This is a genomic window from Chitinophaga sp. W3I9, from assembly GCF_050434025.1.
Lineage (GTDB): Bacteria > Bacteroidota > Bacteroidia > Chitinophagales > Chitinophagaceae > Chitinophaga.
Map to the genome: position 1 here is coordinate 1,979,093 of NZ_JBNPWC010000001.1, position 17,661 is coordinate 1,996,753.

At 45.6% G+C, this 17,661-nt stretch carries 8 protein-coding genes; all 8 read left to right on the forward strand.

The window, feature by feature from the left end; all coding sequences use genetic code 11:
* The first annotated feature begins 61 nt into the window (after positions 1-61).
* Positions 62-2,938, forward strand: a complete 2,877-nt coding sequence (locus QFZ51_RS08485; protein WP_429045043.1) for a TIM-barrel domain-containing protein — start codon at positions 62-64, stop codon at positions 2,936-2,938.
* Positions 2,935-6,057, forward strand: a complete 3,123-nt coding sequence (locus QFZ51_RS08490) for a SusC/RagA family TonB-linked outer membrane protein (RefSeq protein ID WP_429045045.1) — start codon at positions 2,935-2,937, stop codon at positions 6,055-6,057. Before QFZ51_RS08485 ends, QFZ51_RS08490 begins: the two co-directional genes overlap by 4 nt.
* A gap of 18 nt (positions 6,058-6,075) precedes the next feature.
* Positions 6,076-7,668, forward strand: a complete 1,593-nt coding sequence (locus tag QFZ51_RS08495; RefSeq protein ID WP_429045046.1) for a RagB/SusD family nutrient uptake outer membrane protein — start codon at positions 6,076-6,078, stop codon at positions 7,666-7,668.
* A gap of 567 nt (positions 7,669-8,235) precedes the next feature.
* Positions 8,236-11,364: a SusC/RagA family TonB-linked outer membrane protein gene (locus QFZ51_RS08500; RefSeq protein WP_429045048.1), complete on the forward strand. Its 3,129-nt coding sequence runs from the start codon at positions 8,236-8,238 to the stop codon at positions 11,362-11,364.
* Positions 11,365-11,391: 27 nt separating this feature from the next.
* Entirely contained in the window at positions 11,392-12,969 is a 1,578-nt protein-coding gene (locus QFZ51_RS08505) for a RagB/SusD family nutrient uptake outer membrane protein (protein ID WP_429045050.1), read from the forward strand.
* A 22-nt stretch (positions 12,970-12,991) separates the two neighbouring features.
* Entirely contained in the window at positions 12,992-14,209 is a 1,218-nt protein-coding gene (locus QFZ51_RS08510) for a glycan-binding surface protein (protein ID WP_429045051.1), read from the forward strand.
* A gap of 31 nt (positions 14,210-14,240) precedes the next feature.
* Positions 14,241-15,689: a cellulase family glycosylhydrolase gene (locus QFZ51_RS08515; protein ID WP_429045052.1), complete on the forward strand. Its 1,449-nt coding sequence runs from the start codon at positions 14,241-14,243 to the stop codon at positions 15,687-15,689.
* Between the two features lie 24 nt (positions 15,690-15,713).
* On the forward strand, positions 15,714-17,642 hold the full coding sequence (locus QFZ51_RS08520) for a glycoside hydrolase family 97 catalytic domain-containing protein (RefSeq protein WP_429045054.1): 1,929 nt from the start codon (positions 15,714-15,716) through the stop codon (positions 17,640-17,642).
* Positions 17,643-17,661: the final 19 nt, after the last annotated feature.

Sequence of the window (17,661 nt, forward strand, 5' to 3'; positions counted from 1 at the left end):
TCATTTGACGCCCCGGTTTCTGACAGCATAGCAATAGTTTTACAGCATCTAATCCACGTATATGAAATTGCGATTACTGCTGTTTAGCCTGCTGGCTTCTGCGTTACTAAATAACTTATTTGCGGCGCCACCTGCCTATATTACTCTTCCTGATGGGGTGATCGTTTTTACGGATTCCCTGCTAACGGGTTCAACGTATGCTGTTAAACTTGAAGTAGTGTCGGACGATATTATCAGGGTGATGGCAGCTCCCGGGAAAGAAATAGTGGCCGGTACCAGCCTGGTTACTGTTTATCATAAAAAACCAGGGCTCACCTGGGATTTCATTCCTTCTAAAGAAAACCTGACTCTCAAAACAAAAAAATTAATCGTCACGGTAGACCGGAAAACCGGCGCCGTTACTTTCACGGATCTGGCAGGTAAAAAAATCCTGTCAGAAAAACAGCCGTTTGGCAGGGATTTTCAATCCGCCATATTCGACGGTAAACGTTATTACGCCATTACCCAAACATTCCAGACGGCCGACGGGGACGCATGGTATGGACTCGGACAACACCAGGACGGTATAATGAATTACCGGGGCCAACAGGTTACCTTCTTCCAGAACAATACCGAAGTGGCCATTCCTTTTATGATCTCCAATAAAAACTATGGCATTCTCTGGGATAATTATTCCCTCACCAGGGCCGGCGATATCAGGCCGCTTCACCCGCTTTCTTCCATGCAGCTTTTTTCAAAGAAAGGTGAAACCGGCTGGCTTACCGCCTCCTATTCCAATAACATGCATAAACCGCAGGAGATAAATATTGAAAGAGCAGAGGGAAATATTGATATGGAGTTTTTGGGAGATTCAAAAATTCTACTGCCCCGGGAATTTACCCCAGCTTCCGGTATGGTGACCTGGGAGGGAAGCCTTTCCAGTCACCTGTCGGGGTTACATCAGTTCCGCTTCACTTATGGCGGTTCGGTAAAAGTATGGCTGAATGGAAAATTGGTGCTGGATCGTTGGCGAAAGGCCTGGAATCCCGCATCTGCATTGATTCCATGGGATTTCAAAAAAGGAGAAAAAGTACCGGTGAAAATTGAATGGCTACCGGAAGGGGGCGAGTCCTACCTTTCTTTAAAATGGCAGGAGCCATTGAGCCCTGATCAGCAAAACAGCTTTGGTTTTTGTTCCGAAGCCGGCAAACAGGTGGATTACTATTTCGTGTATGGCAATAATATGGACGAGGTAATTTCCGGCTACCGTACGCTTACAGGTAAGGCGCCTATTGTGCCAAAGTGGGCGTTAGGTTTCTGGCAAAGCAGGGAGAGATACAAAACACAGGAGGAGATAGTGAATACTGTTGATGAATTCCGTAAAAGAAAAATTCCTATCGACAACATTGTGCTGGACTGGAATTATTGGAGAGAAGCGGAATGGGGCAGCCAGGAGTTTGACGAAAAACGTTTCCCTTCTCCCGACAGCATGATTGATTTGTTGCATAAAAAATACAACACGCAGATTATGATATCTGTATGGCCGAAATTTTATGACGGTATACCGGCCTATAACGACTTTGATAAAAACGGATGGCTTTATAAAAGAAACATAGCCGATCAGCAAAAAGATTGGATAGGCAAAGGATACGTTTCTACTTTTTACGATGCTTTCAATAACGCCGCCAGGAAAGGATTCTGGAATCTGATCAACGAAAAAATTTATAGTAAAGGAATTGACGCCTGGTGGATGGACGCCAGCGAACCGGATATAGTTTCCAACGTAAACCCGGAAAAAAGAAAGCTGCAAATGACACCCACTGCTTTGGGTAGCGCGGCAGAGTTCCTGAATGCATATCCGCTGCAGAATGCAAAAGGAATTTATGAAGGACAACGCTCAACGGATCCGGACAAAAGGGTCTTTTTGCTGACACGATCCGGCTTTGCAGGTTCGCAGCGTTATGCGGCGGCGATATGGAGTGGTGATATCGGTTCCACCTGGAATGATATGAAAGCGCAAATAGCTGCAGGGAGTAATTTCTCTATGTCCGGGCTTCCTTACTGGACGATGGATATAGGTGGCTTTGTGGTGCCAAGGAAATTTGAGAGCCCGGATGCAGAGAGCCTGGAAGAGTGGAGAGAGCTGATGACCCGGTGGTCGCAGTTTGGCGCATTTGTTCCTTTATTCCGCTCCCATGGGCAATCTCCTTACCGGGAAGTATTCAACACAGCTCCTGAAGATCACCCCGCTTATAAAAGTTTCCTTTATTACGATAAACTGCGTTACCGTTTACTGCCATATATCTATGCGCTGGCAGGGTGGACGTACCATGATGACTATACCATCATGCGCGGACTTGCAATGGACTTTGCAAAAGATACCGCCGTGCTGAACATTGCTGATCAATATATGTTTGGCCCTTCACTGCTGGTAAACCCCGTGTATGAATACCGGCAAACAAAACGTGCCTTGTATTTACCCGAGTGCGCAGGATGGTATGATCTCTATTCCGGGAAGTGGTATGCAGGTGGTCAGAAAATTACTGCTGAAGCGCCTTATGAACGGATGCCTTTATTTGTAAAAGCCGGATCTATCCTGCCTTTTGGGCCGGAGTTACAATATGCAGCAGAGAAACAGGCCGACACTGTTACGTTGAACATTTACACTGGTGCGGACGCATCTTTCAACCTGTATGAAGATGAGGGCACCAATTACAATTATGAAGAAGGTGCATTTTCCATCATTCCAATAAAATATACCCAGGCAACAGGAACTGTTACTGTCGGAGAGCGGAAAGGATCGTTCAAAGGCATGTTACAGAAAAGAGCCCTTCGCATTAATATCATTTCGCCCGGAGAACCCAGGCGCCTGGATCCTGATGCCAAATGCGACAAGGAAGTGGTTTACGATGGAAGAAAAATAGATATAAAAAGTAGTCAGTTAAATCCACAATTATGAATTCATTCAAAATCATTTACTTGCGAATATTGCTGCTGTGGGGCATGCTTGGGGCCTTAACCTTTAGCCAGAACGCCTTTGCCCAAACGTCAAAGGTGAGTGGAACGATCACCAGTCAAAGTACGTCCGCTCCGGTTCCTGCAGCATCAGTTACCGTAAAAAGCACCCGTGTATCCACCGTTGCCGATGATGCAGGACGGTTTACTATTGAGGCATCAACGGGGGATGTGATAGTAATTACATCCGTTGGATTTGTTGAAAAGGAGGTAAAAGTTACCTCACGCGAATTGAAAGTTCAATTGCTGGAAGCTGAAAGCCAATTGGAAAATGTAGTAGTAATTGGTTATGGTACCCAGAAGAAAAAACTCGTTACAGGAGCCAACATCCAGGTAAAAGGCGCGGACATCCAGAAACAGAACACTACCAATGCCATGCAGGCTTTGCAAGGCCAGGCGCCGGGTGTACAAATCACTTCCTATTCAGGACAGCCAGGTGCAGGAATGAATGTGATTATTCGTGGTAAGGGTACTGTTGGTAACTTTTCTCCTTTATATATTGTTGACGGTGTTCAAACCAGCGACATTTCATACCTGAACCCCGCAGACATAGCCTCTATCGACATTCTGAAAGATGCTGCCTCTGCTGCTATTTATGGTTCACAGGCGGCCAACGGTGTTATCCTGGTTACCACAAGAACGGGAAAAGTCAACCAGAAACCGCAGGTTACCCTGGATGTTTTTTATGGCGCCCAGCAGCTTGCCCGCAAGGCTAAACTGTTGAATGCAAAAGATTATGCCACCATCATAAACGAAGCTGCTGTCAACTCCGGTAAAGCGCCGTATTTCAGCAACGAGGTAGTTAACAATTTGCCGGTAAGCACAGATTGGCTGGACCAGATGTTCAAAAAGAATGTGCCGACTCAAAACTATGTATTGGGCGTGCAGGGAGGCAGTCCCAATTCCACCTATTCCCTGTCACTGGGATACACCAGCCAGGGCGGCATTGTAGGAGGATCGGACATTTCTTACCTTGACCGCTACACGTTTAGAATAAACTCCGAACATAACCTGTACCAGAATATTGTTAAGCTGGGAGAACATCTTACGTTCAATTATCAAAACAATCATGGAATTGCGATAGACGGCCAGTATAATAATACATTACGTGCTGCTTTCACTACAAGCCCTTTCCTGCCCACGTATGACACGGACGGTAGTTATTTCAGCAGCGATAAAAAAGGCTGGTACCCGGGAAAACCTGATCAGGCGTGGAACAATACAGAGGCCAATCCTTATGCAGTGATGGACTATACCACGCGGAACCGCAACAGTAACCAGGGTTTATTTGGCGATGTGTACATACAGGCGGAACCCATTAAAGGCTTAAAATTCCGTTCCAGCCTGGGTTTAAACTATTACGCGAATCAAGGTCATGGTTATACACCCGTTTATCATCTTTCTATTTATTCCTTTAATGACACTTCGAAGGTGAGCCAGTCAATGGGTAGTGGGCGTACCATTCAGTTCGACAATTTACTCAGCTACGATTTTGATGTTGCTGCTGATCACCATTTTGGTGTAATGGCAGGTAGCTCTTCGCTGAAAACACAAACTGTTGGTATGAATGGTTCCAACTGGGACCTGCGTGTTGCCGATCTGCAGCATGCTTACCTTTCTGTTGCGCAGAATGTGAACAAGGGTGCGCCATATATGAGTCTTGGCGGTGGCCCGTCTGAGAATGCGTTGATGTCTTACTTCGGACGATTGCAATATAATTTCCGTGAGAAATACCTGCTGAACCTCACCTTCAGGGCTGATGGTTCCTCTAAATTCGCGCCGGATCATCGCTGGGGATATTTCCCTTCCGTGTCCGCCGGATGGGTGACTTCTATGGAGGAGTTTATGCAGGGTGTGCAGTGGTTGAATTTCCTTAAGCTACGTGGCAGCTGGGGACAGGTAGGTAACCAGAATGTAGCGGCATATCAGTTTGTGTCTCCTATCAGCTTCAGTAATGCGGGTTATATATTCGGACCGGTGGAAGGAGCCAGTACACAGGGAGCTTATCCAAGCCGTATTGCCAATCCGGTTGTAAAATGGGAAACGTCGGAGCAAACAAACATCGGGTTTGATGCTACTGTGTTACAACGGCTGGATATAACCTTTGATTATTATGTCAAAAAAACAAAAGACTGGTTGATTACCGTGCCTATTCTGGCTACTGCCGGCGCAGATGCGCCGCTGATCAATGGCGGTGATGTGAAAAATACCGGCGTTGAACTGGCGCTTAATTATCGAAACAGCATCGGCAAAAATTTCCATTATTCAGTGGGCGTAAACGGCGCCTATAATAAAAACAGGATAGGGAATATTCCTACAAACGATCATGTGCTTCATGGTAATACCAATGTGCTGTATGCCAATGCAGGTGAATTTTACCGGGCGGCAAACGGTGAACCGGTAGGCTATTTCTGGGGACTTAAAACCGCAGGCGTGTTCCAATCGGACGATGAGGTAACGGCGTATAAAGGCAAAACGGGTAATCCCATTCAGCCCACCGCCAAGCCTGGCGATGTCCGGTATGTTGATTTAAACAACGATGGTGTTATTGACGCCAACGACAAAACAAATATCGGCGATCCCAATCCTGATTTTACCTATGGGTTTAATATAACGCTTGATTACAAAGGGTTTGATCTCTTAGTACAGGCCTCCGGCGTAACAGGTAATCAAATTGTACAGTCGTACAGGGGACCGGGCGGGTTTGGTAACTATACCTCAGAAATACTGGACCGCTGGCATGGCCCGGGAACTTCCAATAAAATTCCCAGGGTCACAGAAGATGGCGCCAACTGGGCGCAGTTCTCTGATCTGTACATACATAAAGGAAATTATCTGCGTATCAATACGATTACCCTCGGTTATGATTTCTCAAACCTGATCAAAAAAAATTACCTGGGCAAAGTAAGATTATATGCTTCCGTGCTGAATGCTTTCCTGTTTACCAAATATAATGGTATGGATCCCGAAGTTGGATATAATGAAGGCTTTTCATCGGGAGTGGACTTAGGATATTATCCCAGGCCCAGAACATTTATGGTTGGAGCAAACATCCGGTTTTAAATTAAAAACGAATTGGCGATGAAAAACTTAAAATTTTATATGCTGGTTACTGCGCTGTTGTCGTTGATAGCCTGTAACAAGGACTTTCTGGACTCAGAAGATGTAACGTCTGCTACCGAGCAGAACTTTTATAAAACACCGAACGATGCCTGGAAGGCATTGGTAGGCGTGTATGATGGATTACAGCGTGTGTGGGCAAGCGGCGTTGCTTTTCCTGTTGCGTCTGCCATCATGTCTGACGAAGCATTTGGAGGCACCGGTAATGCCGACGGATTTGGTTATCAGATGATGGACGAATTTGATAAACTCCGTTCGCCTTCTGATGAGAATATGTTTGGAGATACCTGGAACCTGTACTACAAGGCTATCTATCGCGCCAATATGCTTCTGTCGCATCTTGACGGGGTGGATTGGAAAGGCAATGACAGTTTGCGCAGAACGTATGAAGCGGAAACAAGGTTTATACGTGCCTATTGTTATTTTGATATGGTCAGATTATGGGGCAATATTCCGTTGATTACAAAGCCTACTACGGATAATGTACCTCAGGCCAGCCCCGACAGCGTTTATAAACTTATTGCCGACGACCTGGTATTTGCAGCTTCCAATCTTCCTGCTGGCGGCTATGGCGTCCAGGATCCCTCCAGCCGTGGACGGGTAACCAAATGGGCGGCAGAATCGCTGCTTGGCCGTGTGTTCCTTTGCTATACCGGTTATTACAATAAAGCCGACCTGGTGGGAACTGTTTCAAAATCGCAGGCGCTTGCTTACCTGGAGGATGTTATCAGTAATGGAGGATTTGGGTTGGTAGACAAATTTGCCAATTTATGGCCCGCTGCCTCTCTTAACAATTACGTAGGAGAGGATAATAAGGAAACGGTGTTTGCCATCAAATACACTTTTACCAGCGATTGGAATGGAAACGTGGATGGTAACCAATGGATGGTGTTATTCGGTATTCGCGTTCAGAGCATTTATCCGTATGGGATGGGCTGGGGTGGAGCCACTGTAAACCCGAAACTTTGGAATGCTTTCCCTGCCGGTGACAGCCGGAGAAGCGCCTCTATCATTTCAATAGTGGATGAAGGGCTCAATTTTCAGAACATAAAGGATCAACGGGAGTATACAGGCTACTGCATTAAAAAATATACCCCGATGGCGGATGAGGCAGGAAGAAGTCTTGCTGAAAAAATGGGGGGCGCGAGCTTCATGATCAGCCAGTACCAGGATTATGTGTCTATCCGCTACGCGGATGTTTTGTTAATGGCGGCTGAATTAGGCGCCGGTGGGGCACAGAATTACCTGGATGAGGTGCGCAAAAGGGCATTGGGCACCAGCTTTGTCCAGGTTCCGGTTAGCAAGGCAAATATTATAAATGAAAGAAGACTTGAATTTGCGGGAGAAGGAATCCGTTACTGGGATCTTCTTCGCCAGGGCATCAATGTTGCTGCCTCAGCCATTGCAGAATCGGTGACCGTTCAAAATGGCGGCGTGAATACCACCAAAACCATTTTAGCATCGAAGGTAATCGAAACAAAGGGGCTGGTGCAGATACCTTATACACAAATCACTTTATCGGATAACGTATTGAAACAAAACGCGGGTTGGTAATAAGCCAGGGCCGTTCTAATTAATTATCAGGAGAACCGGGCAGGGAGACAATGCGGATGTTGGATGAATGCAACATAGTGGCCCCGGTTTTCCCTGGTTTATTGACAGTTGCTAGTGATATTCAACGAATTGTAACATTTGGGCCTCCTGGTTGAATCAAATGACCCCCTTGATTCAGAGAACATAACAATAGCTTTACAATATTCAATCCACGTATATGAAACTACAATTGCTGCCACTTAACTTGCCGGCCTATGTCTCGTATGGAGACTTATTGGCAAGTCCTTCTGCCTACGTTGCAGATCCTGACCACCTGTCTACCTTTTCAATCCCTTTACTTAGTCCTTCACCTCAGGCTTTTCAACTTGAGGTCGTCACCAATTACAGTAGAAAGTGACTATTGGAAACAACGAAAGCTGCTGAAAAAGAACAGGCACTTATCGATTGCATGGCTCCTGTCACGAATGTTCCGGCCTTATGAAACATCATCCTCGCTGAAAACGACTGTGAGGATCATCATCTACCCACGTTAAAATTAGAAAAATGAATTCAACCAAAATGATTCGCTTGCGAATACTACCGCTATTGGGTATTCTTTTGGGATTCCTTTCCACCCTAAACCTCTCTGCGCAAACAATAAAAATAAGTGGTAGAATCATCAGTAAAAGTAATTCCCCCATTCCTGGCGCCACTGTTACCTTAAAAAACACCAGCCACTTCACTATTACTGATGGAGCGGGAAAGTTTACGATCGATGCTTCCCCGGGGAGTACATTGGTAATTTCAATGATAGGTTACCAGAAAAAAGAAGTGGTGGCTAAAACTGCTTCCCTTGAAGTAGAAATGGCTGAGAATATTTCACAACTGGAGGATGTGGTGGTAATCGGGTACGGCAAAGTAAAACGGCCGGATGTTACCGGCGCCATATCTTCTGTTTCCGGTGACGAGATCCGTAAAACACAACCGGTAACCTTTGACCAGGCTTTGCAGGGTAAGGTGCCCGGACTAGTGGTTCAGCAAATATCAGGTCAACCAGGTGGAGCTGTATCGATACAGATACGTGGCTTGTCTTCTTTTGGAGGAGGTTCGCCTATGTATGTAATAGATGGGATCATTATTGGCGGCACCGCCACATTGGGCGCAGGTGTGAATCCATTGGCAGGTATCAATCCTTCTGAAATTGAAACCATTGATGTATTGAAAGACGCATCTGCAACAGCGATTTATGGTTCACAGGCAACAAATGGCGTAATAGTAATCACCACCAAAAGGGGACAGGTCGCTCCGCCAAGCATTTCTTATGAAATGTATACAGGCTACCAGCAAATACCTAAAAGGTTACCTGTAATGAATTTAAGGGAATATGCAACCTTTATAAGCGAGAGGAATACAGGGTTAGGATGGGGATTTGACACCCGGCCTGAATTTGTAAATCCAAAATACCTGGGCGAAGGGACCAACTGGCAGAAAGAGCTTTTCAGAAATGCCCCGATGTCTAACCATACCTTATCCATTAGCGGGGGAGATACAAGAACACAATACCTGCTGTCGGGTTCCTATTTTAACCAGGAGGGTATCGCGCTTGGATCCAATTTCCGGAGGATTTCATTAAGGTTGAATCTCGATAATAAAACAACCAATTGGTTAAAGATCGGTACCAGCCTCCAACTGGTGAATATCAAGGAAAATGTAAATTCAACCAGCTCCAATGTAATTAATACCGCATTAAGCCAAACGCCGGATATCGCCGTAAAGAATGAGGATGGCAGCTGGGGCGGAGCCTATAACCCCAATGGCTGGGTGAACAGTACCGTGAACCCGTATGCGATCGCCCTCATTAATAAAGACGAGGCAAAAAGAAACCAGCTTTATGGTAATTTATATGCAGAAATTGCTTTTACCAAAGATCTCACCCTCCGGAATGAAGCAACAGGAAGTTTTTCCATGGCAACGGAAGACCGGTTTAATCCTACCTATACATTTGGTCTTGTAAAAAATAATACCAACAGCGGGTCTTATAATTTTTCGCAAAATTTGTTTACCACCATCAGGAACTTCCTGACCTACTCACATCTGTTTAAAGATAAATACAATGTAAATGTGTTACTGGGTCATGAAGCGCAACTCGGTACAAATGAAGGTTCTTCTGCAGCAAGAACAAATTTCCCTTCAAATAATGTGCAGGTAATCAGCAGCGGTGATCCAACCACCGCCACCAATAGCGGCTCCAAAGGGCAAAGTGCCCAGGAATCGTACTTTGGCCGTATCAATTTCGGCATCAACGATAAGTACCTGTTTACTGCCAACCTCCGGGCAGACGGCTCTTCAAAGTTCGCGCCTGAAAACCGCTGGGTAAATACCTACTCAGGAGCATTTGCCTGGAAATTGAATAAGGAGAATTTTCTGCAATCGGTTAAAGATATTAATGAATTAAAACTGCGCCTGGGGTATGGGTTAACAAATAACCAGAACATCCGGGATTATGCCTATACCTCTACACTGGCTACAGTGGCTACCGGGCTAACGGGCATCGCCCAGCTTACCCAGAATGTGGGAAACCCCTATGTGCAATGGGAGAAAACAAAGTATGCCAACATCGGGCTGGAAGGAACACTTTTTAACTGGAGATTGAATTTCTCCGTTGATTTTTATAACCGCAAAACCGATGGTCTTGTTTTGCAGATCCCTTTACCGCTGTATTCCGGAACGGCGATCGGTTACTCGCCAGGCGCAATGGAAGCGCCGTATGTCAATGTAGGTACTGTTAATAACAAGGGCTTTGATTTCAGGATCAGTTCAACCAGTATTAAAACCAAAAATTTTACCTGGAAAACTGATGTGACAGTTTCCCGCAATATCAATGAAGTGCTTAAACTCAATACGGATGGCGCTTCACTGAACAGGCAGTACAGCAAAACTGCAGTGGGCAGATCTATCGGCGAGTTTTACGGCTATGTTATTGACGGAGGTGTGTTTGCTACGAGAAAAGACTTTGAAACGCACGCATTGCCCACTAAAAATGGTGTGCCACTGTCGGTAGGAGCTGCCGGTGGAAGCATCTGGTACGGTGATCTGAAATTCAAGGATTTTAATGGTGACGGCGTTATAAATGAATCTGATCAAACCTACCTCGGTTCCCCCATACCTAAATACCAGATTGGTTTCAACAATACCTTCTCCTATAAGAATGTGGATTTGAATATATTTTTTGCGGCCAACGTTGGCAATAAAGTGTTTAACCAGCTTCGCGTAAATGGAGAATTTCCGGGTACCAGCTTTGGTTATTTCAAGGCGTTAAACGACTATGCGAAATTAACCCTGATTGACCCGAAAGGCAGCGCCACTGATATTAATAATATACAGGTAACTAACCCTGAAACAAGAATTGTCGGAATCAGGAATGATAATACCAATGATAATAACAGGAATTCTGACAAGTTTGTAGAAGACGGAAGTTTTTTGAGATGTAAGAATATTTCCTTGGGATATACCTTTCCCGAAAAGCTGATCAGTAAAGCCAGCATCAAATACCTGAGAGTTTATTTCAATGTTTCAAACGCCTTTATGATTACAAACTATAAGGGAATGGACCCGGAGATCGGATCGTGGGACCCGCTGAGCGCTGGTGTTGATGGCGGCTTTTATCCGCAGCCCCGCGTGTTTACCATTGGTGCGAACATTAAACTGACTAAATAAAATATTCATCTGTTAATATAAATAGTTATGAGATCAATATTGGATAAAATAATTGTCTTCCTGATAGCTACGATAGCTATAACAGGATGCTCCAAAAGTTTTTTGGATCGTCCGCCCCTGTCGCAGATAAGTGCGGATAATTTTTATCAATCGGCTGGTGATCTCAGGTTGGCAACAGCTGCATTATATGCTGGTACACCCTGGGCTGACTGGAACTACAATTGTTATTTGCCTGTAGGCGATGTGCTGAGTGGAAATATGGCGGTTGGTTACTGGGGAGATGCCGTGCAGTTGAATACTTTCACCGTTACCGGATTAAACGGCATCATGATTTCCAACTGGAAAGGGATGTATAATATCATTGCGCACTGTAATGTTACGATTAATGCCATCACAAAAAAGGCGCCGGCTTCCATTCCTGACAAGGACAAAAATGCGGCTATTGCTGAAGCCCGTTTTATACGTGGATTTGCCTATTATAACCTGGCGATATTATGGGGCGCGGTACCCGTTATTGAAGATAACAGCGAACTGATTGTATCTCCGTTGATCAACCGTGTAAAAACGGAAGACGTATATAAATTCGCGATCAATGACCTCACCTTTGCAGCCAGCCATCTCCCCGCTGCTGATGCTGCCGGAAGGGTAACTACCTGGTCGGCACAAGGGATGTTAAGCAAGGTTTATCTGACTGTAGCCGGGTTAAATCAGCAGGGAGGCACGAGGAACCAGGCTTACCTGGACAGTGCAAAGAAATACGCCGGAAATGTGTGTAAGAAGAGCGGCCTCGCGCTGGTAAAAAATTACGCCGACCTGTTCAAAACCCAGTTTAACGACAATCCGGAGTCATTGTTTGCATTGCAGTGGGCGCCGGGAGGAGGTTGGGTGGAAGGAAATATGTTGCAGGTATATTCTCCGGGAGGTGTGGAAATATCTGCCAATGGCTCAGCAGGCTGGTTTGCTATTAGTCCGACCATTGATATGTACCAGCTTTATCAAACAAAGGATTCCATAAGGCGTAAAGCCACTTTTATGATTAACGGCGACTATTACCCCGAGTTGAATGCAGCAGGCGGAGGATTTAAATATACAGGTAGCTCCGGGTTGAAAAAGCACATTATCGGAACCAACAAGGATAACAGTGCGCCAACTATGACCCTGACTTCCTCTACAGAGCATAATGCTTTATTAAGACTGGCGGATGTTTATCTCATTTATGCTGAATCAATACTTGGTAACAGTGCTTCGAGTGCCGACGGCGATGCGCTGCTCTACTTTAACCAGGTTCGTACAAGGGCCGGGATGGCTCCTGCCCCCAGAATAGATATGGACTCCGTCATTAATGAGAGAAGAATTGAACTGGCAGGAGAAGGACAATATTGGATCGACCTGGTCAGACTATCTTATTATAACCCAGTCAAGGCCATCAGCAAATTAAATGGAGAAAGGCGGGCACCATTTACCATTTCAAATGGTGTTATAACACCCGGAGATCCATATGGTATTATTACGCCTGCCACCATTCAAAGTTTCACATTCCCAATACCTTCTTCTGAGGTAACCGCCAACCCGAAATTGCTGGAACCTCCGGTGTCATATTATTAAGAACCACTAAAAACATTATACCGTGAATAAAATAATATTCAACCAGCGCTATTGGAGGTTACCGTTTTTTGCACTTGCTGCTGTTTTTGCACTAATGCAATCTGCTTGTAAGAAAGATGTAACTGAAGCAGCTCCTGTTATCACCAGCGTTAGAAATTATGCAGCTTCTCCTGCTGATACGCTTGTCAATTCCCTCACTACCGGGCAATGGGTGGTGCTGGTGGGGCATAATCTGCAGGATGCTGTGCAGATCTCTTTCAACGGCGTACCCGCTAATATCAATAGCATCATGTTTTCAGATACCAGTGCTGCCGTGCTGGTACCAGCTGTGATACCATTCCCATCGGTGCCGGCAGAAAGTCTGAATACGATCCGCTATGTGACCCGGCACGGGTCCACCACTTTTACATTCGGCATTGTGGCGCCACCACCTTCTATTACCAGCATTTCCAACGAAAATGCCAACACAGGTGATTCCGTTTATATCTATGGGCTAAATTTGTTTTTTATAAATGAACTGACTTTTGCCGGTACACCAATTACCGATTATAGTACAGCCGACGATGGTACGGCCATCGGGTTTGTACTGCCAACGCTTTCGCAAGGCGGGCCGGTAGTGATCAACACAAAATCTGGTAACGCTTCCACCACCTTTAATGTAAACGATCCCACAACCGGCGCGCTCTGTAATTTTGATAATGTAAATACTTTCAGTTGGGGTACCGGTACAGATAACAGCAGTGTTAATTTTCCCGGCAACAGGGGCAGTTATGCAGTGTTAAATAATGATGTTCTGCCTGCCGGCGAGGGTAGCTGGTGGAACTGGCAACGGAGTATAAATACCAACGACGTACAGTGGATCCCTGTTGACAGTTTAAGCGTTCCTATTGATCAATATGCCGTTAAGTTTGAGATCAATGTCCCCGCCGCATGGTCAGGCACCTCTATTTATGTACTAAGAGGTAACTCATTTGACTATATGGCCCGCTATGAGCCGTGGCAGGGCGCTGATGGCACTGTTATCCCCTTTAAGACAAAGGGTTGGCATACAGTCACCATTCCGTTATCCACATTCAGGACTAATGAAGGCAAAGGTAGCGCAGCTGCCGATCTGACCACTTTGCTGGGCAGCTCGGCCAAGGGATCTGTAAATATTCATACCAAAAACTTTTCTGCTTCTCCTTCTGCTTCCGGTTTACAAGCGGCTGTAGATAATATCAGGGTAGTAAAAATAAAATAGTACCAATAAATTTTAACCAAATATCATGATTATGAAAACCAGAAATTTGTATGGACTTATCGGACTAATGGTTTCCGCGGTAATGTTTACATACTGTAGTAAAAAGAGCACGGTTACGCCGGAATTGTCGGTTTCTTTATCTGAAGTTATTTTTCAGCCGGATGGTGGCACTTCCGATGTAACCATTGCCAGTAATGTAAATTGGAATATTAATAATCCCGCTTCTTCCTGGTTGCAGGTAAGTCAGTCGACCGGTAATAGCAAGGCTGCCATCCGGTTGACTACTGTACCCAATACCACCGGTGCGCCCCGGTCGGTGGTGCTGGAGGTGAATGCCGGAAGTAGCCAGGTGCGCAGGGTTAAAGTAACGCAGGCCAGCGGTATTTATCCGGGTTACAATGTCTCGCCTGCGCCGGCTAATTCAACAGGCATGGTAAGTAACGCTGTGCAATTGGCCGCTAAATTTAAACTGGGCTGGAACATTGGCAATACCCTGGAAGCTATTGGCGGGGAAACCGCCTGGGGAAATCCTCTGATCAGCGAAAGCTATGTACAGGCTGTAAAACAGCAGGGATTTACTGCCATCCGCCTGCCAGTTTCATGGAACCAGTATTCAGACAAAACTACTGCCAAGATCCAGGATGCCTGGCTGAACCGCGTAAAAGAGGTGGTTCAATATTGTGTTAATAACGACATCTATGTTTTACTCAACATCCACTGGGATGGTGGCTGGCTGGATGCCAATATTAACAGTGCAAAAAAGGATTCTGTCAATGCCAAACAAAAAGCATTCTGGGAGCAAATTGCGACCACCATGCGTGATTTTGATGAGCACGTGATGTTTGCCAGCGCTAATGAGCCTCCTGCTGAAACTGCGGAGCAGATGGACATACTCACCAGCTATCATCAAACCTTCATCAATGCCGTTCGATCCACAGGTGGACGCAACAGCTACAGGGTGTTGGTGGTACAGGGGCCGTCAACGGATATTGATAAAACCAATACCCTGATGAACACACTTCCCACAGACGCCGTGAAAGATCGCATGATGGTGGAAATACATTATTATACACCGTTCCAGTTCTGTTTATTGGAAGGCGATGCATCCTGGGGTAAAATGTTTTACTACTGGGGGGCAGGACATCATTCTACCATTGAACCTGACCGGAATTCCACCTGGGGAGAGGAAGGTGACGTAAACACCGCCTTTGGCAAGATGAAAACCAAGTTCGTCGACAAACAAATCCCTGTTATAATGGGCGAGTATGGCGCTTACAGACGCGGCGGGAGTAATAACGTTCCCAAAGATCTGGCTACCCACAACGATGCCGTGGATTATTGGTTGACTTATGTAACCAAACAGGCAATAGCCAATGGTATTAAACCTTTTTTCTGGGATACAGGGGGTGCTTTAGACAGACGTAATAACACAGTACTGGATAAACGCACTATTGATGCCCTTGTTGCTGGCGGTAAATAAAATTTAAACGAAGAAATGTTGAATATGAAATTTGCGGTTGTTTCCGTTGTCCTTTTTTCTCTTACCTCTCTGTCGTTATTTGCACAAAGGACAACGGTGCAATCGCCGGATAGGAAAATCAGTGTTGAACTGTTTTCAGTACAAAATAGTGATATTGGGAGCTGGTACATCAAAGCGTCTTACCATAACAACGGGAAGGTTTCGGAAGTTGTTCCGCATATTGATTTAGGGCTGTCGCGCAGTGATCAGGATTTTTCAAAAGAACTGAAATTCCTCAAAGCAGGTAAACCCATTTTGATCCGGGAGCAATACAATGCGTTGCATGGTAAGAAATCCGTTTGTACCAATGCTGCCAATGAAGTGATGGTTTCTTTTGAGAATCCTTCCAAAGCAAAATTGAATATTGTTATCAGGGCGTATAACGATGGCATTGCTTTCCGTTATGAATTTCCGGAGAAGCAGGGTACGTTTGTTGTAAAGGATGAACTGACTGCTTACACCATTCCAAAGGAAACAACCCGCTGGATGGAAAAATGGAATACTGCCAATGAATGGTTGTACACTTCCATGAGCGATAACAAAGTGCAGCAACAGGAATGGTGTTACCCGGCACTTTTTAAGTTAAAGGATAATTCCTGCTGGTTCCTGCTGCATGAAGCAGATGTAAACAGTACTTATTGCGGCACTAAACTCAGCAATGCCGCTGATGAAGCAACATACAAACTTACTTTCCCGGATCCGCGGGATGGACAGGGACTGGGAGCATCGCAGCCTACGATCACGTTGCCGTGGAAATCGCCCTGGCGGGTGATGATTACAGGTACCCTTGCTGATATAGTAGCCTCTACTTTGGTAGATGATGTGTCTGCCTCGTCTGTTGTAAAAAATACCGGCTGGATTAAACCGGGAATCGCCTCCTGGAACTATTGGTCAAGTAACCATGGCACAAAGGACTATAAAATTGTTTGTGCATTTGCCGACCTGGCAGCCGAGATGAACTGGCCTTATACGTTGCTCGATTGGGAATGGGATGCGATGAGCAATGGCGGACGCCTGGAAGATGCCCTTCAATACATTCATTCAAAAGGAGTGAAGCCATTGATGTGGTACAATTCAGGTGGCCCTCATACCGGCGTTACCTCAACTCCCCGCGACAAATTGTTGACGCATGAAAGCCGGGTGGAAGAATTTACGAAGTTGAGGAAATTGGGCGTTGCAGGCATCAAAGTCGACTTCTTTGAAAGCGAGAAGCAGGACATGATCAAATATTATCTCGACATCCTGGAAGATGCGGCTCAATTTCAAATGATGGTATATTTTCACGGTTGCCTGGTGCCACGGGGCTGGACAAGAACCTATCCGCACCTGATGACATACGAGGCAGTACGCGGCGCTGAATGGTACAACAATGTCCCGGATTTTACACCCGCTGCGCCAGAACATAATACCACGCTGCCTTTTACCCGCAACGTGGTGGGTCCTATGGATTACACACCGGTTACCTTCACCAATTCCCAATACCCGCATATTACTTCATATGGGCATGAGCTGGCACTCAGTATTGTGTTTGAATCAGGGATTCAGCACCTGGCCGATCGTCCGGAAGGCTATCATGAATTACCGGATGCCGCCAGAACATTTTTAAAGGAAGTTCCGAATGCCTGGGACGATATTCGGTTGCTTAGTGGCTATCCTGGTAAAGATATTATACTTGCCCGCCGCAAAAACGATGCATGGTATATCGGTGGCATGAATGGCGAGGAGTGGGAGAAGAAGGAAACGATCAGCTTCGCTTTCCTGCCGGAAGGAATTAAATACAAGCTGACACTCATTACGGATGGAATACACGATAAAGCGCTGACAACACAGTATTTGGTGGTGGACAGATCCAGTACCGTTGAGGTTAAGATGCTTCGCCGCGGCGGTTTTGCGGCGGTGTTGAAACCAATATGATATTTCAAAATCGGTGAAC

Bases quoted from the DNA above. Each gene is read 5' to 3' on its own strand.
- QFZ51_RS08495 (WP_429045046.1), top strand. From the start codon at position 6,076: ATGAAAAACTTAAAATTTTATATGCTGGTTACTGCGCTGTTGTCGTTG.
- QFZ51_RS08520 (WP_429045054.1), top strand. From the start codon at position 15,714: ATGAAATTTGCGGTTGTTTCCGTTGTCCTTTTTTCTCTTACCTCTCTG.
- QFZ51_RS08490 (WP_429045045.1), top strand. From the start codon at position 2,935: ATGAATTCATTCAAAATCATTTACTTGCGAATATTGCTGCTGTGGGGC.
- QFZ51_RS08505 (WP_429045050.1), top strand. From the start codon at position 11,392: ATGAGATCAATATTGGATAAAATAATTGTCTTCCTGATAGCTACGATA.
- QFZ51_RS08515 (WP_429045052.1), top strand. From the start codon at position 14,241: ATGAAAACCAGAAATTTGTATGGACTTATCGGACTAATGGTTTCCGCG.
- QFZ51_RS08485 (WP_429045043.1), top strand. From the start codon at position 62: ATGAAATTGCGATTACTGCTGTTTAGCCTGCTGGCTTCTGCGTTACTA.